We start from the raw sequence: 23,394 nt of genomic DNA on the forward strand, positions 1-23,394 counted from the left end.
AGTCCCTTACTTCGCCGGGGCGGGGATGTCGGTGACCTTCAGCGCGGTGTGCAGCTGACGGTGACCGATCCGCTTCTTGTAGCCGGTCTTGTTCTTGAACTTCTGGATGTCGATCTTGACACCCTTGTGGTGGTCCACGACCTCGGTCTGGACCTTCACACCGGCCAGCACCCAGGGGTCGCTGGTAACGGCCTCGCCGTCGACGACCAGCACGGTGGAGAGCTCGACGGTGTCGCCGACCTTGCTGGTGGAAATACGGTCAACCTCGATGACGTCGCCGACAGCAACCTTCTGCTGGCGCCCGCCGGTGCGCACGATTGCGTACACGCGGAACTCTCTCTCGCTCGTAGCCGGAGCTCCCGATGCCAGCCGCCCGGCACGAACCGGTGCGGACACCGTGCGTGACGTTCCGAAGGGGACGAGCGGCCTCTCCCGGTTGCGACCGCCGAACCCGTGAGGGGGCGGAGACGTCCAGGAGGGATGTGCTCAGGAGCGCGGCGTGTCCAGTGACACGCCGACGGTCAAGATTACGGAACCTCGACCGGGGGGTCAAACCGGGTCGGGGGTCCCGGCAGCCGCAGCCACCGGGACCCCCTCCCGCATCACTCGTCGGCGGGCGCGGTGACCGAGGCGGAGGCCTGCTCCGCCGCGGCGGTCCGCTTGACCGCCTTCTTCGCCGTCGTCTTCTTGACCGTCGCCTTCTTGGCTGCGGTCTTCTTCGCCGGCGCCTTCTTGTCGGCAGCGGCGGTCTTCTTCGCCGCCGCCTTCTTGGCAGGTGCCTTCTTCGCCGCCGCCTTGCGGGCGGTGGTCTTCCTGACCGGGGCTTCCGACTCGCCGGCGCCCTGCTCCGGCGCCTCGGCGACCGCGTCGGCCGGGGCCGCAGCGGGGGTGTCGGCGGCCGGCAGCACGATCGCAGCGGCCTCGTCGCCACCGGCCGAACCGGCGGGTGCGGAGACCCGGCGGGTGGCGCGGCGACGCGGACGGGCCGGAGCGGCGTCAGGGGCGGCGTCGGAGGCGGTGGTGACCGTCTCCGCGGGCTCCGCCGCCTGCGGCGACTCGGCCACCGGCTCGGCCGTCACCGGCTCGGCGGGCGCCACCACGGTGACGGCTGCCTCCTCTGCCGCCTTCGGCGAACCGGCAGGCGCAGACGCCTTACGGCTCGCCCGACGACGCCCACGCACCGGCGGGGCCTCCACCACAGGCTCAGCGGCCTCCGCCACCGGCTCAGCAACGGCCGGCTCAGCAGCCGCGACAGGCGCGGGCTCCGGCGCCGCGGGGGCCGACTGCGCGGCGGGCTCGGCCACCGACCCGGCCGGGGCCGGCTGCTCGGCGGACCGCGGCGGACCGGCAGCAGCGGCGGACTTGCGGCTGCGGCGGCGGCCCCGACCGCGACGGGCGGCCTCCTCGGCCTCGTGCACGCTGCTGTACAGGTCCTCGTCCGGCACGAACTCAGGCTCGGGCAGCGCCACCGGCGCGGCGACCTCGGCCGCCAGCTCCTCGACATCCTCGGCGGCCGACTCGTCGGCCGACGGGTCCTCGCTCACGGAGGCAGCCGCGGCACCGTTGCCGTCGGCGTGCCCGGCCTCCTGGCCGCCCTTGCCCTTCTTCTTGGCGCGCTTGCCGCCGCCACCGCCACCGGACACCTGCGCCTGCTCCATGTGGACGAGCAGACCGCGGCCGTTGCAGTGCACACACGGCTCGGAGAAGGACTCCAGCAGGCCCTGGCCGACCCGCTTGCGGGTCATCTGCACCAGACCCAGCGAGGTGACCTCGGCCACCTGGTGCTTGGTCCGGTCCCGGCCCAGGCACTCCAGCAGACGCCGCAGCACCAGGTCGCGGTTGGACTCCAGGACCATGTCGATGAAGTCGACCACGATGATGCCGCCGAGGTCGCGCAGCCGCAGCTGGCGCACGATCTCCTCGGCCGCCTCCAGGTTGTTCCTGGTGACCGTCTCCTCCAGGTTGCCGCCCTGGCCGGTGAACTTGCCGGTGTTGACGTCGACGACGATCATCGCCTCGGTCCGGTCGATCACCAGCGAACCGCCGCTGGGCAGCCAGACCTTGCGGTCGAGCGCCTTCAGCAGCTGCTCGTCGATCCGGTAGGAGGCGAAGACGTCCACGTCGGACGTCCACTTGGTGAGCCGGTCGGCGAGGTCGGGCGCCACGTGCGACACGTAGCTGTGGATGGTCTCCCACGCCTCGTCACCGCTGACGACGACCTTGGTGAAGTCCTCGTTGAAGATGTCGCGCACCACACGGACCGTCATGTCCGGCTCGCCGTAGAGCAGCGTCGGCGCGTTGCCCTTCTGCGCCTTCTTCTTGATGTCCTCCCACTGCGCCTGCAGCCGCTGCACGTCACGCGCCAGCTCGTCCTCGCTGGCACCCTCGGCCGCGGTGCGCACGATGACACCGGCGTCCTCGGGCACGACCTTCTTCAGGATCTGCTTCAGCCGCGCCCGCTCGGTGTCGGGCAGCTTGCGGCTGATGCCGGTCATCGAACCCTCGGGCACGTACACCAGGTACCGGCCGGGCAGGGACACCTGGCTGGTCAGGCGCGCGCCCTTGTGGCCGATCGGGTCCTTGGTGACCTGCACCAGCACCGACTGCCCGGACTTCAGCGCGGCCTCGATGCGGCGGGGGCCTCCGGAGTGGCCGAGCGCCTCGAAGTTGACCTCGCCGGCGTACAGCACCGCGTTGCGGCCCTTGCCGATGTCGACGAACGCGGCCTCCATCGACGGCAGCACGTTCTGGACCTTGCCCAGGTAGACGTTGCCGACGTAGCTGGTCGACTGCTCCTTGTTCACGAAGTGCTCAACGAGGACGTCGTCCTCCAGCACACCGATCTGGGTCCGCTCGCCGCTCTGGCGAACGATCATCTCCCGCTTGACCGCCTCACGCCGGGCCAGGAACTCGGCCTCGGTGATGATCGGCACCCGTCGGCGGCCCTGCTCGCGGCCTTCCCGGCGGCGCTGCTTCTTCGCCTCCAGGCGGGTGGAGCCCTTGATGGACTGCACCTCGTCGGAAGGCTGCTCGTCCTTCTTCCGGCGCGGTTCGCGGATCTTCACCACGGTGCGCTCGGGGTCGTCCCCGCCCTGCTCGACGGGCGGCGCGTCGCTGTCGCCACTGCGGCGCCGACGGCGGCGACGGCGACGCGAGCTGCTGGAGGAGTGGCCGCGGTCGTCGGAGTCCCGGTCGCCGTCCTGGGACGACTCGTCGTCCGCCGCCTCGTCGGTCCGGCGGTCCGTGCCGGACGCCTCCTTGTCGGAGGCGTAGGAGTCGTAGGAGTCGTCGGGACCGTCGGAGTCGTCGGCTGAGCCGTCGTCCGCCTGGCCCTCGCCGTCCTCCGCTGCGTCACCGCGGCGACGGCGACGACCGCCCCGGCGGCGGCGGCGCGACGGGCGGCCGTCGCCGTCCTCGCTGTCGTCCCGGTCGTCGGGTCCGGCGTCGGCGTCCGCGGTGTCGTCGCTCTCGGCGTCGGCCTCGGAGCCGCCGTCGCGGGACCCGGCCTCGGGCTCCGCGGCGACGAAGCCGGCCGCGGGCGCCTCGGCGGCCCGGCGACGACGACGGCGACGGGCCGGACGGCCCTGGCCCTGCTCGTCCTCGGCGGTGCGCGCGTCGGCGGAACCCGACTCGTCGGCTTCGAGCTCCGTCGCGTCCTCGTCGTACTCGGCGTCGTCGAGGTCGTCGTCGGCGCTGCCGGCCTGCGCGGAGGCGGCGACACGGGCGGCGGCCGACTCCGGCGTCTGGAACATCGGCTCGGTGAAGACCGGCGCCTGGAAGACCGCAGGGACCACCGGCTGCGCGGTGTCCGCAGCGGAACCGCTCCTGCGGCCGGCGCGGCGACGTGCCCTGACCGGCTTCGACGGCTCGGCGGCGGACTCCTCGACGGGCGCCTCGGCTGCGGGCTCGGCGGCCGGTTCCGGCGCCTGCGCGGCGGCCGGCTCGGCGGGCGGCACCACGGCCGGGGCCTCGGGCTCGGCGGTGGGCGCGGGCTGTACGGCGGGGGCGGCCTCGGGGGCTGCCGCGGTCGCCTTGCGGGTGGCCCGGCGGCGGGTCCGCGCCGGCTTCGCCGGTGCGGCCTCGGCGGCATCAGCCGCGACGGGCTCGGCGGCCGCCGCCTGGGGCTGCTCGGCAGCGGCGTCAGGGGCGGGGGCGGCGTCAGGGGCGGCGTCAGGGGCGGGGGCGGGGGCGGCCTCAGGGGCGGCGGCCGCCGTGCCGGCAGTGCCGGTGGTGTCCGCTGCGTCCCCGGTGCTCACCGGGTCCGGGCCGTCCCCAGCAGTGCCCGCCGACGCTACGGTCGGCGGTCCGGCCGGGCGGGACGCCACCCGGCGGCGCCTGCGCGGCGGCAGGCTGTCACTGGGACTGCTGCTGTTGTTGTCGTTGTTCTCCGCGGAAGCGGATTCTGTCTGCTCGGGCATGCGGGCGGTTCTCCCGTCACGCTCCCAGGCGCGGCGCTCTGTCCTCAGTTCGGCACGTCCCACGTGTGTGGCGGAACGGCAGTCCGGGGGCGCTGTCGCCGCACGGGAGCTGTTGTCTCACTCGCCGGTTCCGTGCCATCCGGCCCGGCTACGGCGAAAGTCTCCTGGTCAGTGCGCCTGCCGTCCGGCGGTACCCGGGTGGCTCCCTGGGTGCGTGGCTCGTCGGCGGCGCTGCGACGCCGGCCCTACGCGGTGGACCCGGGCGCCGTCGCGACGGGGGTTGCGTCGCGGTCGGGCGCCAGCGGGTCGGTCACCGTGCCGGTCTCCTCATCGAGCGGCCCCTGCGCCAGCCTGGTCACCGCTACGGGGACCGGCGGCGCCAGGTCGGCCGTAGCGCGGAGACCGGACAGGACGTCGTCGGGTCGCACGGCAGGTGTCAGGTGCCGTACCACCAGCCGCAGTATCGCACAGGGACCCGGGCCGGGCCTATCGTGCCCGACACGGGCCGGGGCCGGTTCCGCCGATTCGCCCTGCCTGGCGGGGCCGGCTTCCAGGCGGGCGACGGCCGCACGGGCGTCGAAGGTGCGCAGGCCCTTCTTGGTCTGCCGCTGCACCTCGACGCTGTCGGCTGCCAGGAAGGCGGCGGCTGCGCGCTCGGCCTCCTGCGGCTCGACACCGTCCAGGCGCAGCTCCCAGTGGGAGGCCTCCAGCCGTTCGGCGAAGCCGGACGTACGGGCCTCCACCGCGTCGACGATGTCCAGTCCGTCGGGCATCGACTCGTCGAGCAGCTTGAGCAGCACCGCGGGGTCGCGGTACTCGGTGACCGCGATCTCCAGGTACTCGGCCTCGCTGGCGGTGCCGGTCGGCGCCGCGTTGGCGTAGGAGACCTTCGGGTGCGGGGTGAAACCGGCGGAGTACGCCATGGGGACCGCGGCTCGGCGCAGCGCACGCTCGAAGGCGCGCTGGAAGTCGCGGTGGCTGGTGAACCGGAGGCGGCCTCGCTTGGTGTAGCGCAGTCGGATGCGCTGCACCGCTGGTGCGGGCGGTGGGCCTTCGGGCTGTCGCTTGCCCAGGGTCCTTCTCCTTGGCTGACGGGGTGGCGCGGAACGCCGTCGCCACCCTCGGTCGGACGTGGCCGGCCGGTGCGGGACGGCCCCGGAGCACGGGGCGGGTCCGGACCGGCCGGGCCCAAGCCTACTCGGCGGTGGCCGGGGCGCCCGCCGGGCCGCTGTCCGCTGTGCGGATCCAGTACCGCAGCTTCTCCTCGCGCCGGTCCTCAAGAACCCCGCCGCAGGACTCGATGACCCGGCGGGACGCGCTGTTGTCGTGGTCGCAGGTGACCAGCACCTCGTCCAGGCCCAGGCCCCGGGCCACCGGCAGGGCCGCCCGCAGCATGGCGGTGGCGTGCCCGCGCCGGCGGGCCGTGGGCCGCACGTCGTAACCGACCAGACCGCCCCACTCCAGCAGCACCGGGTTCAGCCGGTGCCGGACGGCGATCCGGCCGAGGAAGCGGTCACCGTCGACGTACCAGAGCGTGGTGCAGGGCACAAAGCCCTCCGGCCGCGGCGTGTGCTCCCACGCGTCGGCCCGCGTCTCCTCGACGTAGCGCGCGAACACCGCCGCGTCCTGCCAGTCACTCCCGTGCACCCTGATGTCGCGCCCGATCATGGACCGGTCCTCCGGCGTGCCCCGCCCCTCCGCCCGGAACTCCTCCATCGCGGCCACGAAGGACCGGTGCACGTGCACGGTGGGGGTGACAAGCTGCGGCATCCGGCCAGCATGCCACGCACCCGCGCTCCCTCGGGTAGCGTCTGCCGGCCTTCCCCGGTGGTAGGACCTGTCCGGCGTCGAGGAGCGTCAGCAGTGCAGCCGCCAGGCGTTCCGAGGTTCGTCCAGCCAGGCCGTCTCGCCCTCCGGAGTGACGGTCAGGCCGAACCGGGTGTGATCCGGCCTGCTCTGATCCACCCACCAGTGGTAGGCCGCTTCGACCTCGTCCCACAACCGGCGCGGTCCCGACTGCCAGACACGCGCCTCCTCCTCGCCGTCCACGAACATGACGGCCGCCCATGACCGGTCCCCCAGCCCGTAGAACCAGACGGGCCGTGCGCCGTCGCGCTTCGCAGCAACGGTCTGCAGGCAGCCACGGACCCGCAGCCCCAGGGCGAACGGCAGTGCCGTGTACCGGCCGGGGAGGAACTCCGCCTCGGTGATCGCCGTGGCCGAGGTGTCGGCGTCGTCCATCGGGCCCGCGGCGAGGTAGACGTCGTGCCGGGGCGGGGTGAGCCGCTGGGAGCGGAGCTTCATGAACTCCACGGGCCGCGTGAACCGACCGGACGCCGCGCCGTCGCCCACCACCAGGCGGGCGACGGCGTCCGCGTTCGAGAAGTGCGTTCCCCAGGGGGCGACGACGAGGCCGCCGCGACGGGTCTGCTCGATCCAGGGACCGGGGACCCTTCGCAGCCCGACCGTGGCCAGCACCCGGTCGTACGGCGCGGTCGCCACGTGCCCCATGAAGCCGTCCCCCGCCACCACTTCCGGATACAGACCCCTCGCATACAGCCGCCCGCGGGCTCGCAGCGAGACGGAGTGGTCGACGTCCATCGTGGTGACGCGCCCGCGCCCGCAACGGTGGGTCAGCAGCCCGGCCGTCTCCCCGGTGCCGGTGCCCACGTCGAGCACCCGCATGCCGTGCTCGGCGTCCAGGGGCCGCAGCAGGGTGTAGACCACGGAGGGCATGGACGACGAACTGGTGGGCACCTTCCCCGGCTCGCTACCGCTGTGCCTGCCGTCGTCCCACTGCGTCACGATGGGGAGGTCGCGGTCCGCAGCCGCGTACCAGGCGGCGCGGGCAACCGCCCGGTCGACGGGGACGCTCACCCTTCGTTCCGTGTCGTAGGGCCACATGAGGTCCGGGAGGAAGTCGGCTCGGTCGACGACCGCGAACGCCGCAGCCCAGTCCGACGACATCGCTCCCGCTTCGAACAGCACACGCCCCAACTCCCTGCGGCTGGGACGCGCCACCTGCGCGAAGTGGACCGTCATCTGAGGGGCGTCCCGCCACCGGATCGGGCCGCGCTGCGGGCCTTGCCCATGGTGCGCGGGCCACCGTCCGGGGACGGGGGTTCCGTGGGGCCGGGCCAGGGCTGGCCGGGGGTCGTGCTGGGCATCGCGGTCATGTGCTTCTCCTTGGGTCGGAATGTGGCCTCATCTGAGGCGACCACTTCGAAGATCACGTCAGTGAGTCGATACACAAGACCGTAGGGAGCGCAGTTGCGAGAGGTCCACACGGTTGCACGCGGTTGCACAGATTCACCCGAGGGTGTCGAGTGCCCTCACGATCAGGGCGCGGGCTTCGGCTCCGCGCACGGCCGATCGGGACAGTTCGGAGAACGCCCGAAGGTACGTGCTGATCTCGCCGGGTGTGGTCAGGTTGATCTCTGCGGTCAGGGTCTCCACCGCCACCTGTTGGTCGTCGAAGGCGTAGAAGGCTTCGAGCGGCCAGACGGTTCGGCACGCGCGCGCGGGGATGACACCGAGCGACACGTTCGGCTGCCCCATCACCGAGAGCACGTGCTCGAGCTGGGCCGCCATCGCGGCGTCGTCGCTCACCCGGTAGTAGAGAACCGTCTCTTCAAGCACCAGGGCGAACCGGTGGTCCCCCTCCCGGATCACGCGGGATCGCCGGGTCCGAGCCTGAACCGCTTCGGCCACGTCGTCCGGGGTTCCCTGAAAGGCCGTGATGGACCGCAGAAGTCCTGTCGCGTAGCCGGGGGTCTGGAGCATCCCCGGCATGACATTCGAGGCGTACACGCGAAAGGAGCGCGTCCGCTGGTACAGCGGGACAGTCTGCTCATGGACCCGCCGCATCCCGTCGCGATGGATCTGCCGCCACTCCACGTACATCGACTCTGCGTTGCGAGACGCGGCGATCAGATCGGCTGCGTGGTCGGCGGCCCCACAGGCAGCACACCAAGCACGGATGTCAGCGTCCGAGGGCGGCGTCTTGCCGCGTGCGATCCGCGATGACTTCGACTTGTGCCAGCCGCACCGAGCGGCCAGCTCATGCCCCGTGAGACCAGCGTCTTTCATAAGGCCCTGCAAGCGGGCAGCCACGGCGGCTCGCGCCGCTTGGGCGCTGGAGAGTGGGGAGGAAGGCACGGGTTGACCGGTCAGAGATCAGACGACGTACTTCTCGTGCGGGACAGCTCGTTCCCACACTGCTTCGAACGCCGACGCGCACAGTTCAGCCACGGCCGGATCTTCCGTCTGGTCCGTGTGAACCCACCGGCCGACCCCGTCGAAGATGTTGAACTGCACCAGTCGTCCGTCGAACAGCCAGAAGTCGTTGCCCGGCAGGGCTAGACCCGAAGCCCTTCGACGGGGCAGCCAGCGGATCTGCTCTCCGGCCGCCACGTTCGTGAAGGTGCCGGAGTGCTCGAAGGCGATGTAGTCGCTGACGGGCTCCGAGACGACGCGGGCACGTCGGATGACGACGCCCTTCGCCGTGACCTCCTGCACCAGGTCAAGCCAGGGGCGCCACCAGGAACCCCGGTCCTCCGGATCGAGCCGACGGCCTTGCTTCCACGCTGCGAAGCCCTCGATCTCGTTCTCGACGCCGTACGTGTCGCGCATCTCAAGATGCACAGCTGACTCCCGCGCTGACCTGATGAGGTCAGAGAAGTCAGTCAGACTCTGCGACACGGAGCGCCTCCCTGAGGAGCGGGATCATCCGCACCGGAACCCTGATCACAGACTCGTACCCAGGGATCGGCACGTCCCGCGAGCTTTCGTCAGTGGTCTGCTCGTCTGCCGTCCACCCCTGGATCACAAGATCCTTCGACTCCTGGTCCACCCACACAGCGGGTGATCCGTGATCTCCGGACTCTGGATCCTTCCCGACGAACCGTAAGGCCATGGAGTCCCTCCCCGCGGAGCATGTTGCGCCTGGTTGCTCGACCTTCACCCTGTCGGAACCTGCGGGTCAAGTGGGCGTGTTCACTCTGATCCAGCCGGAAGCCGGTGCCGCTCGTCGATGTGAGTGGCCTGTCCACGCTCCGTCGCTCCGAGCCTCCGAGGAAACTCGTCACGCTCCCTCTCGCCCGAACCGGCAAGCGTCCCGGCCATCCGCCGGACGGGGTCCCCGCCGGAGCCTACGACTTCTTGACGCTGAGCGGCAGCAGCTTCCTGCCCGTCGGGCCGATCTGAATGGAAGTGTCAAGCTGAGGGCACACCCCGCAATCGAAGCAGGGGGTCCAGCGGCAGTCCTCGACCTCGGTCTCGTCGAGCGAGTCCTGCCAGTCCTCCCAGAGCCAGTCCTTGTCCAGGCCGGAGTCGAGGTGGTCCCAGGGCAGGACCTCCTCGTAGGTGCGCTCGCGGGTGGTGTACCAGTCGACGTCCACGCCGTGCGCGGGCAGGGCCTTGGCTGCGGACTCCATCCACAGGTCGTAGCTGAAGTACTCGCGCCAGCCGTCGAACCGGCCGCCTGCCTCGTAGACCGCGCGGATCACGTCGCCGACGCGGCGGTCACCGCGGGAGAGCAGGCCCTCGACGATTCCGGGCTTGCCGTCGTGGTAGCGGAAGCCGATGGACCGGCCGTACTTCTTGTCGCCGCGGATGCGGTCGCGGAGCTTCGCCAGGCGGGCGTCGGTGTCGGCCGAGCTGAGCTGCGGCGCCCACTGGAACGGGGTGTGCGGCTTGGGCACGAACCCGCCGATGGAGACGGTGCAGCGGATGTCGTTGGAGCCGGAGACCTCGCGTCCCTTGGCGATGACCCGGGTCGCCATGTCGGCGATCTGGAGCACGTCGTCGTCGGTCTCGGTGGGCAGGCCGCACATGAAGTACAGCTTCACCTGCCGCCAGCCGTTGCCGTAGGCGGTGGCGACGGTCCGGATGAGGTCCTCCTCCGAGACCATCTTGTTGATGACCTTGCGGATGCGCTCGCTGCCGCCCTCGGGCGCGAAGGTCAGGCCGGAGCGCCTGCCGTTGCGGGTCAGCTCGTTCGCCAGGTCGATGTTGAAGGCGTCCACCCGGGTCGACGGGAGGGACAGGCCGATCTTGTCCTCCTCGTAGCGGTCGGCGAGTCCCTTGGCGACGTCGGCGATCTCGGTGTGGTCGGCGGAGGACAGCGAGAGCAGGCCGACCTCTTCGAAGCCGGTGCTCTTGAGGCCCTTCTCGACCATGTCGCCGATGCCGGTGATGGACCGCTCGCGGACCGGTCGGGTGATCATGCCGGCCTGGCAGAAGCGGCAGCCGCGGGTGCAGCCGCGGAAGATCTCCACCGACATGCGCTCGTGGACCGTCTCGGCCAGCGGCACCAGCGGCTGCTTGGGGTAGGGCCACTCGTCGAGGTCCATGACGGTGTGCTTGGACACCCGCCACGGCACTCCGGAGCGGTTGGGCACCATGCGGGCGATCCGGCCGTCGGGCAGGTACTCCACGTCGTAGAAGCCGGGCACGTACACGCCGCCGGTCCTGGCCAGGCGGAGCAGCAGCTCCTCACGCCCGCCGGGCCGGTCCTCGGCCTTCCAGCGGCGGATGATCTCGGTGGCCTCCAGCACGGCCTGCTCGCCGTCGCCGATCACGGCGCAGTCGATGTAGTCGGCGATCGGCTCCGGGTTGAACGCCGCGTGCCCGCCGGCCATCACCACGGGGTGGTCCTCGGTGCGGTCCTCCGCCCGCAGCGGGATGCCGGCCAGGTCGAGCGCGGTGAGCAGGTTGGTGTAGCCCAGCTCGGTGGAGAAGGAGACGCCGAGCACGTCGAACGCGCCGACCGGGCGGTGGGCGTCCACGGTGAACTGGGGCACGCGGTGCTCGCGCATCAGCTTCTCGAGGTCGGGCCACACGCTGTAGGTGCGCTCGGCGAGCACGCCCTGCTTCTCGTTGAGCACCTCGTAGAGGATCATGACGCCCTGGTTGGGCAGCCCGACCTCGTAGGCGTCCGGGTACATGAGCGCCCAGCGCACGTCGCAGTCGTCCCACTCCTTGACCTGGGAGTTGAGTTCTCCGCCGACGTACTGGATCGGCTTCTGGACGTGCGGGAGGAGAGCCTCCAGGCGCGGGAAGACCGATTCGACAGGCATGGGGTGTCCTCGTGTGCGGGGGCGGATCGACCGTGGGTGGACTGTGGGTGGTCATCCAGCCTAACGCCTCCGGCACGGCCCCCCGATCGCTGCGGGCGGGCCCCGGACCGGCCCCTGCCCCGGGGGCGTGGGGGTGGGCTTCCCTAGCGGGAGGTGGTGAGGCGGCCGGCGCGGTCGGAGGCGGTGAAGGCGGTGATGCGGCTCCACTCCCGGGGCAGTTCCTCCTCGCAGCGGGTGGCGCGTTGCGCCTCCCGTTCGTGCAGCACGCCGTAGGTGAAGGAGGGCTCGCCCGCTGCCTGCGCCTGGGCGGCGAGTTCCCGCAGCGCGCCGCGGGCCACGACACTGTCCTGGTGCTCGCCCAGCAGGCTCTGCAGGGCCTTCATGTGGCGTACGTAGCGCTTGGCGGGCTTGCCGAGGACGGGTCGGGCCGCCTCGGCGGCGTACCGGGTGCGTTTGGCGGCCTTGCGCGCGGTGTGCACGGCCTCGTCGCGTTCGGGGCCGGGCTCGGCGGCGAGCGCCTCGCCGACGCGGGCGGCGAGGCGGTCGAAGTCCCGGCGCACGGCCTTGGCCATGACTTTGGCCGCGGGCCGGTGGGCGGCCGCCAGCATCGGCGGTTCGGCGAGCAGTGAGTCGAGGGAGTCGAGCAGGTCCAGGTAGCGGCGACTGTCGAGCACGGTGACGAGCCGGCGCCGGGTGCCGGAGCGGCGGGCGCGGTCGAACAGCCGCAGCCGGCCGCGGACCGGACCGGTGCGCAGGGCTCGGGGGAGGTCGTCGACGGCCGTCTGGAGGCGGTCGGCCAGCACCTCGCGGTCGCGGTCGACGCCCAGCTCCCCGGTGAGCCAGCGCAGTTCCTCGACCACGGGTGCGGTGGCGGTGGCGTCCAGTACGGCCCGGTGGGTGCGCAGGGCGCTGCGCAGCCTGCGGGTGGCGACGCGCATGCGGTGCACCGAGTCGGGTGCGTCGCGGCGCACCGCCGGGTCCAGTTCCACGAGGGCGCGGACCTGGGCGCGGACGTAGCCGAGCACGGCCTCGCCCGCGGTGGCCGGCGGCGGAACCTGCTCGGCCTGGTCGCCACCGCTGCTGCCGCTGCTGCCGCGCTGGTGCCCGGGGTCGGCGGTCTCGACGCGGGCGCGCTGGAGTTTGGAGGTGTGGGAGGCGGGGCGCAGGCCGGCGGCGAGCAGCCGCTCCTCGACGGTGTCGAGCAGGGCCGGGTCACCGCTGACGAGTTCCACCTCGGTCTCGGTCCAGCCGGCGGTGCGTCCGGTGGTCTGGTGCTCGGCTTCGACCTCGTCGACGGCCACTTCGGCGAGCGTGTCGCCGGCGGTGTCGTGCAGCAGGGTGACGGCCCGGCGGGTGCGCAGTCGCATCACGGGTTCCAGGGCGTGGTCGCGTACCCGGGAGCGGACCAGGCCGGCGAGGGCAGCGGGCAGTTCCTCCTGGTCGGGGGCCTGGATCTCCTCGCGTACGCCGGGTTCGAGGGGCATCTTGAGGTGCCAGCCGGCGTCGTGGCCGCCGCTGCGGCGGCGCAGGGTGATGCCCTCGGCGGCGAGTCTGCGGTCGCGGGTGTCGTAGTAGAGGGCGTCAAGGGAGGTGCTGCCGCTGTCGGTGGTGCCGGCCACGCCGGCGAGGCCGGCCAGCTCCGCCGAGGGGATCTCCCGCCCCGCTTCGGTCTCGTACTTCCGCTCGGTCTCGCGCACCACTGCCACCATGAGGGGACCGTAGTAGCGGCTCGGGTAGGTCGCAACAGGGCGGGCCGGGTGGGAGCAGGAGAGCGGGTCGGGTGGGAGCAGCAGGGCGGGCCGGGTGGGAGCAGGAGAGCGGGCCGGGTGGGGGCAGCAGGGCAGGTACGGGCGACAGCGGCCGGGCGGGGGTGGGATACCGCCCGGCCGCTGTGGTCGGCCGGGGCGCGGGGCGGCGGACGGGGGCGGGCCCGCCGTTCAGCCGCGGGGTGCCGGCGGAGGTGGGTGGGGCGAGGTCCTCAGGCGGACATGGGGCGCTGTATGCGGATGGACTGCAGGATGCCCACGGCGATCCACACCGCGAACATCGACGTGCCGCCGTAGGAGACGAAGGGCAGCGGCAGGCCTGCGACGGGCATGATGCCCAGCGCCATGCCGATGTTCTCGAAGGACTGGAAGGCGAACCAGGCGATGATGCCCGCGGCCAGGATGGTGCTGTAGAGGTCGGTGGCCTCCAGCGCGATCCGGCAGGCCCGCCACAGCACCACGCCGATCAGCGCGATGATGAGGCCGCCGCCGAGGAAGCCCAGTTCCTCGCCGGCCACGGTGAAGATGAAGTCGGTCTGCTGCTCGGGCACGAACTGGCCGGTGGTCTGGCTGCCCTCGAAGAGGCCCTTGCCGGTGAGGCCGCCCGAGCCGATGGCGATGCGGGCCTGGTTGGTGTTGTAGCCGACGCCCGAGGGGTCGAGGGCGGGGTTGGCGAACGCCGCGAACCGGTTGAGCTGGTACTCGTCGAGCAGGTCGAGCAGCCACACCGCGACGGCGCCGCAGACCGCCGCGGTCACCAGTCCGATGATCCAGCGGTTGGACGCGCCGGAGGCCAGCAGCACACCCAGCAGGATCACGGACATCACCATGACCTGGCCGAGGTCGGCGACCACCGCGATGGGCAGTGCGCCGAGCGCCAGCGCGTGCAGCACGGTGCGCTGGTCGGGGTGGACGCGGTCCCCGGCGTCCACCTTGGCGGAGAGCACCACCGCCATGGCCAGGATGATGGTGACCTTGGTGAACTCCGACGGCTGGAGGAAGAAGCCGCCGCCGAGGTTGAGCCAGGCGCGTTCGCCGTTGATGGTGGCGCCGAGCGGGGTGTAGACCAGCGCGACCAGCACCAACGACAGCACGAACAGCACCGGCATCGCGGACCGCATCCGCCGGTGGCCGAGCCACAGCACGCCGGCGCCCATGAGGATGCCGATGCCGGTGTTGACGGCGTGCTTGACCAGGAACGCCTGCGGGTCGCCGCCGGTGAGGTCGGTGCGGTTGCGGGTGGCCGACCAGACCAGCAGCGCGCCGAGCGCGCACAGGGTGAGCGCGGCGAGCAGCAGCGTCCAGTCCAGGCGGCGTGCCAGGGAGTCCCTGGCCGTCAGCTTGGCCCAGGTGGTCCTGGGACCGTAGCGGGTGGTGTCGAAGGAATGGGTGCTCATGAGAACTCCGCGTCCCGCCAGGCCTTGACCACGGACGTCTTGGTGCGCTGGGCCTTGATGTTGCCGTCCTCAGCGATGACGGGCAGCTTCTTCTGCGGCGTGAACAGCAGCGCCTGGCTCTTCTTGATGGAGCCGTCCTCCTGCACCCCGTACAGCGCGTCGTAGATGTTGCGGACCGCGGGTCCGGAGGCTCCGGAGCCGGTACCGGCCTGCGAGATGGTCATGACGATGGTGTAGTCGTCGGTGTAGGTGGCCAGCCAGGAGGTGGTCTGCTTGCCCTGCACCTGCGCGGTACCGGTCTTGGCCCGCATCGGGATGGTGTCGTGCGGCCAGGCGCCGAAACGCCAGGCGGCGGTGCCGCGGGTGGCGACGCCGCGCAGGGCCGCGTCCATCTGGCGCACGGTGGCCTTGGTGGCGGGCACCCTGCCGCGCTTCTCGGGCTTGATCTCATCGACGGTGCGCCCGTCGGGGCTGATGACCGCCTTGCCGACGCTGGGCTTGTACAGCGTGCCGCCGTTGCCGATGGCTGCGTACGCGCTGGCCATCTGTATCGGGGTGACGAGGGTGTCGCCCTGTCCGATGGCGTAGATGATGCTGTCGCCGGCCCGCAGGTTCATGCCCTCGACGCAGTTCTCCCGGGCGAGCCGGGTGACGTAGTCGTCGGAGTCGGACTTGGCCTGCTTGCACCAGCCGTTCTTGTTGGCCTCCCAGTAGTCCTTCTTCCACTGGCGGTCGGGGATGCGGCCGGTGACCTCGTTGGGCAGGTCGATGCCGGTCTCCTTGCCGAAGCCGAAGCCCTTGGCGGCCTGGTAGAGGTACTCGTTGGGCTTCTTCGGGTTGAGGCCGCCGTCCTTGCGCCATTCGCGGTGGCCGAGTTCGTAGAAGACGGTGTTGCAGGAGACCTCCAGGGCCCGGCCGAGGCTGATCGGGCCGTGCCCCTGGGACTCGAAGTTCTTGAAGGTCTGGTTGCCCAGGCTGTAGGAGGCGCCGCAGTTGTAGTTGCTGTTGAAGGGGTAGCCGGCGTTGACCGCGCCCGCGGTGGAGACGACCTTGAAGATCGAGCCCGGTGCGGCCTGGCCCTGGATGGCCCGGTTCAGCAGCGGGAAGTTGGAGTCCTTGCCGGTCAGCTTGGTGTACATCCTGGCGTTGATGCCGCCCACCCAGGCGTTGGGGTCGTAGTCCGGGTTGGAGGCCATGGCGACGATGCGGCCGGTCTTGGTCTCCATGACGACGGCGGCCCCTGAGTCGGCCTCGTAGGGCCGGCCGGTGATCTTGTCGGTCTCCTGCCGGGCGGCCTTCATCGCCTTGTCGAGCTGCTTCTCCACTATCGCCTGCACGCGGGAGTCGATGCTGGTGACGACGGAGGACCCGGCGACGGCCTTGTCGCTGTCCGCCTCGCCGAGGACCCGGCCGAGCTTGTCGACCTCGTAGCGGGTCACGCCGGCGCTGCCGCGCAGCTTGCTGTCGTAGGTCCGCTCCAGGCCGGATCGGCCGATCTGGTCGGAGCGCAGCAGCGGCGAGTCGGTGTCCTGGGCCTGGCTGACCTCCTCGTCGGTCACCGGGGAGAGGTAGCCGAGGACCTGGGAGGTGCCCGCCTTGTAGGGGGCGGGGTAGCGGCGCACGGCGGTGGGTTCGGCGGTGATGCCGGGGAAGTCCTCGGCGCGTTCGCGGATCTGGAGCGCCTGCTGGGTGGTGGCCTCGTCGGTGATGGGGATCGGCTGGTAGGGCGAGCCGTTCCAGCAGGGCTGGGGGGTCTCGGCGTTGCACAGCCGGACCTTGTCGGCGACGTCCTTGTAGGGCACGTCCAGGACGTCGGCCAGCCGGGTGAGCACGCCCTGCCCGGCGTCCTTCATCTTCATCAGCTCGGTGCGGCTGGCGGAGACGACCAGGCGGGTCTCGTTGTCGGCGATCGGCACGCCGCGGGCGTCGAGGATGGCGCCGCGGGTGGCGGGCTGGACGACCTGCTGGACGTGGTTGCCGGCGGCTTCCTTCTCGTACTCCTCGCCGTTGCGGATCTGGAGGTACCACAGTCGCCCGCCGAGCGTGAGCAGCAGCGAGAAGACGAGGATCTGGATGGCGATCAGTCGGATGGTGACCCGGGTGGTGCGCCCGGTCTCCGGAATGTTGCTCACAACGCCCCCTTGGTCACAGTCGTTTGACTCCCTTGATCCGGCCTGTTCTGCCGCGTTCCTGGCGGCCGAGCAGGGTTCCGCCGCGCCCGCCGAATCCGCCGTTGCGCCGGCTGCCGCTCTTGGCGAAGCGGCCGCCTCCGGCGCCGAGCAGGCCGAAGGCGCCCTCGCCGCCGGAGGCGGCCGAGCCGGGGGCCGGCTCGGCCAGCGGGTCGTTGTCGGCCCGCCGGGCCAGGGCCATGATCAGCGGCACCGTGAAGGGGGCCAGCAGCAGGTCGTAGAGGGTGGCGGTGAAGAGCAGTCCGCCGAGTCCGACGTGGCGGCCGGCGGTGTCACCTACGAGCGCGCCGACGCCGGCGTAGAGCAGGGTGGAGGACAGGGCGGCTGCGGCGACCACCAGCATGGGGGCGGTGGCGCTGCGGTGCTGGCCGGTCTCGGGCTTGGTGAGGCCGGCGGCATAGCCGACCACGCACAGCACCAGCGCGTAGCGGCCGACGGCGTGGTCGGCGGGCGGTGCCAGGTCGGCGAGCAGCCCGGCGCCGAAGCCGATCAGGGCACCGCTGGTGTGGCCGTAGACGAGGGCCAGGGCGAGCACGGTGAGCAGCAGCAGGTCGGGTGTGGCGCCGGGGAGCTGGAGCCGGGCGAGCACGGTGACCTGCACGACCAGGGCCACCACCACGAGGGTGACGGACAGCAGCGTCCGGTTGAACCGCATCGGTCTAGTCCCCTTGCTCGGCGTCTTGGGCGTCTGCGCCCTGCGGGTTGCCGGCCTGGTCCTGCGGGTCGGCTTGGTCCTGCGGGCCCTGGGGATCCTGGGGATCCTGCGGGCCGATCCCGCCCTGCGGGTCGGCGGCGGGGTCCTGGCCGTCGGCTGCGTTCTCGGCACCGGGTGTGACGGTGACGGTGACTGTCGGCGTGGGCCGCGCCTTGGGCGGGTCGGGCAGCACGGTGTCGCGCGGGTCCTTGCGCGGCGGTTCGACGACGACGCCGACGATGTCCAGCTTGCTGAAGCCGACGTAGGGGCGGACGCGGACGGTGCGGGTCAGGTCGCCGCTGCTGGGGCTGACCTGGATGATCTCGCCGACGGGCACGCCGGGCACGAACGGCTTGTCGTTGCTGGAACCGAAGGTGACCATGCGGTCGCCGCGTTTGACGGACGCCTTGGAGTTGAGCAGCTGCACGGTGAGCGCGCTGTCGCCGCGGCCGTTGGCGAAGCCGATCTCGCCGGTCTTCTCCATGCGGGTGCCGACGGTGAAGTCCGGGTCGGTGGCCAGCAGCACCGTGGAGGTGCTGGGTCCGACGGTGGTGACGCGGCCGACCAGCCCGTCGCCGTTGAGCACCGTCATGTCGCGGGTGATGCCGTCCCGCTCACCGATGTCGATGGTGATCGTCCAGGAGAAGCCCTGGGCTGCGCCGATGGCGATGACCTGGGCTCCCTTGACGCCGTACTGGCCGGCGGCGGCGGTCTTCAGCAGCTTGTCGAGTTCGGCGGTGCGGGTCTTCGTGCGGTCGTCGGACCCGAGGCGCTGCTTGAGTTCGGCGTTCTCCCGTTCCAGTGCCGCGATGCGGCTGTGCCGGTCGCCGGAGTCGCGGACTGCCGCGATGGCGTTGCCCACCGGGTCGACTGCGGTGGCGACGGTCTTCTCGACCGGGCCGAACACCGAGGCGGCCGTGTACCGTGCCCGGTCCAGCGGCGACGACTCACCACCGCGCAGGTCCATGGTGATGAGTGCGAACGCTACGGCGACCAGCAGTACGAGCAGCAGCCGGCTCTCTCGTGTGTCCCTCACGTGTGACGGCCGTGCCTTTCCCCTTGTAGAACCGTTTTCCTGTGCCGGGTGTACAACGAGCCGGCGCCGGACGGGCAGTCGCCACCGAGGTGGATCCCTCGTTCGGGCTAGCGGCGCGGCTGCGAGTCCAGCACCTGCTGGAGCGCCTCGAACTCCTCGACGCACTTGCCGGAGCCCAGCGCGACCGAGTCCAGCGGTTCCTCGGCGATGTGGATCGGCATGCCCGTCTCGCGGCGCAGCCGCTCGTCGAGGCCGCGCAGCAGCGCGCCGCCACCGGTCAGGACGATGCCGCGGTCCATGATGTCGCCGGACAGCTCCGGCGGGCACTTGTCCAGGGTCGTCTTGACCGCGTCGACGATGGAGTTGACGGGTTCCTCGATGGCCTTGCGCACCTCGGCGGCGGAGATGACCACCGTCTTGGGCAGGCCGCTGACGAGGTCCCGGCCGCGGATCTCGGTGTGCTCGTCCTTCTCCAGGTCGTACGCCGAACCGATGGTGATCTTGATGTTCTCGGCGGTGCGCTCACCGAGCAGCAGGCTGTACTCCTTCTTGATGTGCTGGATGATCGCGTTGTCCAGTTCGTCGCCGGCCACCCGGATGGACTGGGCGGTGACGATGCCGCCGAGGGAGATCACGGCGACCTCGGTGGTGCCGCCGCCGATGTCGACGACCATGTTGCCGGTGGCCTCGTGGACCGGCAGTCCGGAGCCGATGGCGGCGGCCATGGGCTCCTCGATGATGTGCACCTGCCGGGCACCGGCCTGCGTCGACGCCTCGATGACGGCCCTGCGCTCGACCCCCGTGATGCCGGAGGGCACGCAGACGACCACCCGCGGGCGGGCGAGGTAGCGCCGTTTGTGGATCTTGAGGATGAAGTACCGCAGCATCCGCTCGGTGATCTCGAAGTCGGCGATCACGCCGTCCTTGAGCGGGCGGACCGCCACGATGTTGCCCGGGGTGCGTCCGATCATCTTCTTCGCCTCGGCACCGACCGCGAGGATGCCCCCGGTGTTGGTGTTGATGGCGACGACCGATGGCTCGTTGAGGACGATCCCGCGACCCCTGACGTACACCAGCGTGTTGGCAGTCCCGAGGTCGATTGCCATGTCACGGCCGATGAACGACATGTTGTTCGCCATGAGGATACGTCTGGCCTTCCAGCAGAAGCGATGTGTACGGGGGAGGCAGGAGTGCGCTGCGGGGCGCGGAAGCAGTGTCCGCCAGAAGCCCCCATCGTAGTCGCGTCCGTTCGAACGCGGCGCGAGGGCTCCTACACCATTGTCAGCAGAACACGTACCGTCCTCCTTATCGGTGACGTCGTGTCCGGGTGATTCGTTCCCGGGCCGTCCGCGGATATACCAAAGGGCGAACGAGTTCCCTCGGTCGCCCCAGGTCAGACCGGCCGGACGGTGACAGACCGTCAGATCAGGCCGGGAAAGAAAATCTTCATCTCCCGTTCCGCGGACTCCTCGGAGTCCGAGGCGTGGATGAGGTTCTCCCGCACGATGGTGCCGTAGTCGCCGCGGATGGAACCGGGCGTGGCCTGGATCGGGTCGGTGGGGCCGGCCAGCGCACGCACGCCCTCCACCACCCGTTCGCCGCTGACGACCATGGCCACCGACGGGCCGGAGGACATGAACTCCACCAGCGGCTCGTAGAACGGGCGGCCCTGGTGCTCGGCGTAGTGCTGCTCCAGGATGGCGCGGTCCAGGGTGCGCAGTTCCAGCGCGGTGATCGTCCAGCCGGCCTTGCTCTCGACGCGGCGGAGGATCTCGCCCACCAGGCCGCGCCTCACCGCGTCAGGCTTGAGAAGGACGAGGGTGCGCTGGCTCATGTCGCGGCTCCTTGCTGCAAACGGGTGTGGATGCGCCGAGGTTACAGGGAGCGAACACCCGACCGGTATCCGGACCCGGCCCCTCCGCCCGGGGCGGGCGTGAGCGGACGCGGCCGTGTGGGGCCGCTCACGCCCGCCCCGGGCGGAGCGGGCCGCTCAGGCCGCTTCGGCGGCGAACCGGGCCCGGGCCTCGTCGATCTTGCGCCCGAAGTGGATGGACGCCCACCACAGGCCGCCGAAGACCACGCCGAGGAAGAACATCACCGGCAGCACCAGCCCCGCGGCGACCAGCGCGACCTGCAGCGCCCAGCCGAGCTGCAGCCCGCCGCGGCGGGTGATCATCCCGCACAGCAGCAGGCACAGGCCCATCGCGATGCCGCACACCAGCCAGACGGTGCCCGTCGAGTGGTCCGACAGCTGCATGGCGACCAGTCCGGCGAGGCCGATGACGAAGAACTCCCCTATCAGGGTGGAGGCGCACAGCGTCCGCATCAGCGGTCCCTCCCCAGCAGCAGGCGGGCCTCACCGACGGTGATCACGGAACCGGTCACCAGCACACCGGCCCCGGCGTACTCGTCCTCCTCCTCGGCGAGCGTGATCGCCGCCTCCAGCGCGTCGTCCAGCCGTGGCTCGACCACCACCCGCTCCTCGCCGAAGACCTCCACGGCCAGCGCGGCGAGCGCGTCCACGTCCATGGCGCGCGGCGTGGTGTTGCGGGTGACGACGACCTCGGCGAGCAGCGGCTCCAGCGCCTCCAGCAGCCCGCGCACGTCCTTGTCGCCGCTGGGGCCGACCACGCCGATGAGGCGGCTGAACGCGAACGCCTCGCCGATGGCGGCCGCGGCGGCCTGGGCGCCGGCCGGGTTGTGCGCGGCGTCCAGCAGCACCGACGGGCTGGAGCGGACCAGCTCCAGGCGGCCGGGCGAGGTGACGGAGGCGAACGCGCCGCGGATCGCGTCGATGTCCAGGGTGCGGTCGTGCTCCGACCCGATGCCGAAGAACGCCTCCACCGCGGCTAGCGCCACGGCCGCGTTGTGGGCCATGTGGGCGCCGTGCAGCGGGAGGAAGATGTCGGGGTACTCGCCGCCGAGCCCGCGCAGGGTGATCAGCTGGCCGCCGACGGCGACCTCCCGGCTGACGACGCCGAACTCCATGCCCTCGCGGGCCACCGTGGCGTCCACCTCCACGGCCTTCTTCAGCACCACGGACGCGGCGCCGACAGGCTGCTGCGCCATGACCACGGTGGCGTCCTGCTTGATGATGCCGGACTTCTCGGTGGCGATCTCCTCGGGAGTGCCGCCGAGCCGGTCGGTGTGGTCCAGCGCCACGGGCGTGACGACCGCGACACCGGCCTCGATGACGTTGGTCGCGTCCCAGCTGCCGCCCATGCCGACCTCGACGACGGCGACCTCGACGGGTGCGTCGGCGAAGGCGGCGTAGGCCATCGCGGTGAGCACCTCGAAGAAGGAGAGCCGGTGCTCCTGGCTCGCGTCGACCATGTCCACGAACGGCTTGAGGTCGTGGTAGGTCTCGATGAACTTCTCCGCCGGGACCGGGGCGCCGTCGATGCTGATGCGCTCGGTGACGGACTGGACGTGCGGGCTGCTGTAGCGCCCGGTGCGCAGGTCGAAGGCGCCTAGCAGGGCCTCGATCATGCGAGCGGTGCTGGTCTTGCCGTTGGTGCCGGTGATGTGAATGGACTGGTAGGCGCGCTGCGGCTCGCCGAGCACGTCCATCAGCGCGCTGATGCGGTCCAGCGACGGCTCCAGGCGCGTCTCGGGCCAGCGTGCGGCCAGCTCCTTCTCGACCTCCCGCAGGCCCCGGTCGACCTCGGGGTCGGACGGCCGGGTGGGCACCACGTCCGCCTGCGGGGACGCCTGGGTGCGCAGGGTGCGGCTGCCCGCCTCGATCACGGCCAGATCGGGGTCGCGGGTGGTCTCCTCCCCGACGATGTCCGCGAACGCGTCGCCGTCGTCGAGGGGCCCGGGGTCGGGGTCCTGGGGGCCGGGGGTGCCGGAGGTGTCGCTCACGGACCCAGTCTACGGAGCCCGGACGGACGCCACCCGGTGGTGTCGCCCGTCCGGGCGGGTGCGCCCCGGGGACCGGGGCGCGGGACGGCCGGGGCTCAGCCGGCGCGGGCTTCGCGGGGCCGGCGTGCGGTGTGCACGGCCGCGCCGCCCATCAGCACCAGCGCGCCGCTGAACAGGGCCAGCGGCCTGGTGTACGAGCCGGTGTCGGCGAGGGCCGGGCGGCCCGGCTTCGCGTCGGGCTGGTGGGCGGTGCCCAGCAGCAGCGGGGTACGCGGCGCGTTGGGCTGCGGGTTCTCGGTGCCGAAGGCGACCGGGCCCTGCTGCCAGACGAGTGTGTCCCCGGTGCCCTGGGTGACGACCAGGCAGATCCGCCCACCCTTGGACAGGTCGTAGGAGGCCCGGACGCCGACCCTCTGCACGCCGCCAGCGTCGAGTGCGTCCACCGCGCAGCGGTAGCCGCTGTTGGAGCCCTCGGCGAGCTGGTCCTTCGGCAGCTTCTCGCAGCCGTCGACGCCGCGCAGCCTCAGACCGTCGAAGGCGAAGACGCTCAGGGTGTCGCCGGTGGTGCGGGCCTTGCCCCTGTTGTGCACCCGGGCCTCGACTGCGGTGTGCCCGGTGGCGTTGTCCACCGAGATCCCGGCCGGCAGTTCGGTGGACAGGTGCAGACCGGCGGGCGCGTCGGGGCCGCGCTTGCCGCCCTCGTCGCTGTGCGGCTGCGGAGCGGCGACGCTGCCCGTCTGCAGGGCCAGCACGCCGGCGGCTGCGGCCAGCGCCACTCCAGGCACGAACCAGAGTGCGCGGCGGCGCGCGGAATTCGATACACGCCCCCTTTTTGGAACAGAATTCCGATCTGCTCGGTGATAACGGTGCGCCATGACCCGACCCCCTGAACGGTGTACTCGACCCTCCCTTCAGAAATAGCAGGAATTCCGTCCTCCGAACGTCCTGACT

At 71.5% G+C, this 23,394-nt stretch carries 18 protein-coding genes; all 18 read right to left on the minus strand.

What is annotated here, in order from left to right:
• Positions 1 to 6: 6 nt before the first annotated feature.
• The 18 genes from rplU to QNO07_RS13400 all read right to left on the minus strand — a co-directional run bounded on the left by rplU (position 7) and on the right by QNO07_RS13400 (position 23,228).
• Positions 7 to 327, minus strand: a complete 321-nt coding sequence (gene rplU / locus QNO07_RS13310; RefSeq protein ID WP_283992095.1) for a 50S ribosomal protein L21 — start codon at positions 325 to 327, stop codon at positions 7 to 9.
• A gap of 275 nt (positions 328 to 602) precedes the next feature.
• Positions 603 to 4,418 carry an Rne/Rng family ribonuclease gene (locus QNO07_RS13315; RefSeq protein WP_283992096.1) on the minus strand — a complete coding sequence of 1,272 codons (3,816 nt, stop codon included), beginning with the start codon at positions 4,416 to 4,418 and terminating at the stop codon, positions 603 to 605.
• A gap of 245 nt (positions 4,419 to 4,663) precedes the next feature.
• The gene (locus QNO07_RS13320) at positions 4,664 to 5,449 is read right to left on the minus strand and encodes a TIGR03936 family radical SAM-associated protein (protein WP_283992097.1); all 786 of its coding nucleotides are present in this window, start codon (positions 5,447 to 5,449) and stop codon (positions 4,664 to 4,666) included.
• A 163-nt stretch (positions 5,450 to 5,612) separates the two neighbouring features.
• Positions 5,613 to 6,188: a GNAT family N-acetyltransferase gene (locus QNO07_RS13325; protein ID WP_283992098.1), complete on the minus strand. Its 576-nt coding sequence runs from the start codon at positions 6,186 to 6,188 to the stop codon at positions 5,613 to 5,615.
• 87 nt (positions 6,189 to 6,275) lie between these two features.
• On the minus strand, positions 6,276 to 7,460 hold the full coding sequence (locus QNO07_RS13330) for a methyltransferase domain-containing protein (protein WP_283992099.1): 1,185 nt from the start codon (positions 7,458 to 7,460) through the stop codon (positions 6,276 to 6,278).
• 267 nt (positions 7,461 to 7,727) lie between these two features.
• Positions 7,728 to 8,576, minus strand: coding sequence for a helix-turn-helix domain-containing protein (locus tag QNO07_RS13335; RefSeq protein WP_283992100.1), 849 nt, complete (start codon positions 8,574 to 8,576; stop codon positions 7,728 to 7,730).
• An 18-nt stretch (positions 8,577 to 8,594) separates the two neighbouring features.
• Entirely contained in the window at positions 8,595 to 9,119 is a 525-nt protein-coding gene (locus QNO07_RS13340; protein ID WP_283992101.1) for a DUF6879 family protein, read from the minus strand.
• A gap of 449 nt (positions 9,120 to 9,568) precedes the next feature.
• Complete coding sequence (locus QNO07_RS13350; protein WP_283992102.1) at positions 9,569 to 11,497, minus strand: TIGR03960 family B12-binding radical SAM protein; 1,929 nt, start codon at positions 11,495 to 11,497, stop codon at positions 9,569 to 9,571.
• A 143-nt stretch (positions 11,498 to 11,640) separates the two neighbouring features.
• Entirely contained in the window at positions 11,641 to 13,206 is a 1,566-nt protein-coding gene (locus tag QNO07_RS13355; RefSeq protein ID WP_283992103.1) for a CYTH and CHAD domain-containing protein, read from the minus strand.
• Between the two features lie 269 nt (positions 13,207 to 13,475).
• Positions 13,476 to 14,660 carry an FtsW/RodA/SpoVE family cell cycle protein gene (locus QNO07_RS13360; RefSeq protein ID WP_283992104.1) on the minus strand — a complete coding sequence of 395 codons (1,185 nt, stop codon included), beginning with the start codon at positions 14,658 to 14,660 and terminating at the stop codon, positions 13,476 to 13,478.
• On the minus strand, positions 14,657 to 16,792 hold the full coding sequence (gene mrdA / locus QNO07_RS13365) for a penicillin-binding protein 2 (RefSeq protein ID WP_283992105.1): 2,136 nt from the start codon (positions 16,790 to 16,792) through the stop codon (positions 14,657 to 14,659). Before mrdA ends, QNO07_RS13360 begins: the two co-directional genes overlap by 4 nt.
• A 13-nt stretch (positions 16,793 to 16,805) precedes the next feature.
• On the minus strand, positions 16,806 to 17,504 hold the full coding sequence (mreD, locus tag QNO07_RS13370; RefSeq protein ID WP_283992106.1) for a rod shape-determining protein MreD: 699 nt from the start codon (positions 17,502 to 17,504) through the stop codon (positions 16,806 to 16,808).
• A gap of 4 nt (positions 17,505 to 17,508) precedes the next feature.
• On the minus strand, positions 17,509 to 18,579 hold the full coding sequence (gene mreC, locus QNO07_RS13375; RefSeq protein ID WP_283992107.1) for a rod shape-determining protein MreC: 1,071 nt from the start codon (positions 18,577 to 18,579) through the stop codon (positions 17,509 to 17,511).
• 107 nt (positions 18,580 to 18,686) lie between these two features.
• On the minus strand, positions 18,687 to 19,706 hold the full coding sequence (locus tag QNO07_RS13380; RefSeq protein ID WP_283992190.1) for a rod shape-determining protein: 1,020 nt from the start codon (positions 19,704 to 19,706) through the stop codon (positions 18,687 to 18,689).
• Between the two features lie 293 nt (positions 19,707 to 19,999).
• A complete protein-coding gene (ndk, locus tag QNO07_RS13385) occupies positions 20,000 to 20,413 on the minus strand; it encodes a nucleoside-diphosphate kinase (RefSeq protein WP_283992108.1) in 414 nt (137 codons plus the stop codon).
• 156 nt (positions 20,414 to 20,569) lie between these two features.
• Positions 20,570 to 20,905: a DUF4233 domain-containing protein gene (locus QNO07_RS13390; RefSeq protein ID WP_283992109.1), complete on the minus strand. Its 336-nt coding sequence runs from the start codon at positions 20,903 to 20,905 to the stop codon at positions 20,570 to 20,572.
• Entirely contained in the window at positions 20,905 to 22,443 is a 1,539-nt protein-coding gene (folC, locus tag QNO07_RS13395; protein WP_502961834.1) for a bifunctional tetrahydrofolate synthase/dihydrofolate synthase, read from the minus strand. The genes QNO07_RS13390 and folC overlap by 1 nt, the downstream gene beginning before the upstream one ends.
• 95 nt (positions 22,444 to 22,538) lie before the next feature.
• A complete protein-coding gene (locus QNO07_RS13400; RefSeq protein WP_283992110.1) occupies positions 22,539 to 23,228 on the minus strand; it encodes a hypothetical protein in 690 nt (229 codons plus the stop codon).
• Between the last annotated feature and the right edge of the window lie 166 nt (positions 23,229 to 23,394).

Source organism: Streptomyces sp. 549, assembly GCF_030124175.1.
In the GTDB taxonomy this organism is placed as follows: domain Bacteria; phylum Actinomycetota; class Actinomycetes; order Streptomycetales; family Streptomycetaceae; genus Streptomyces.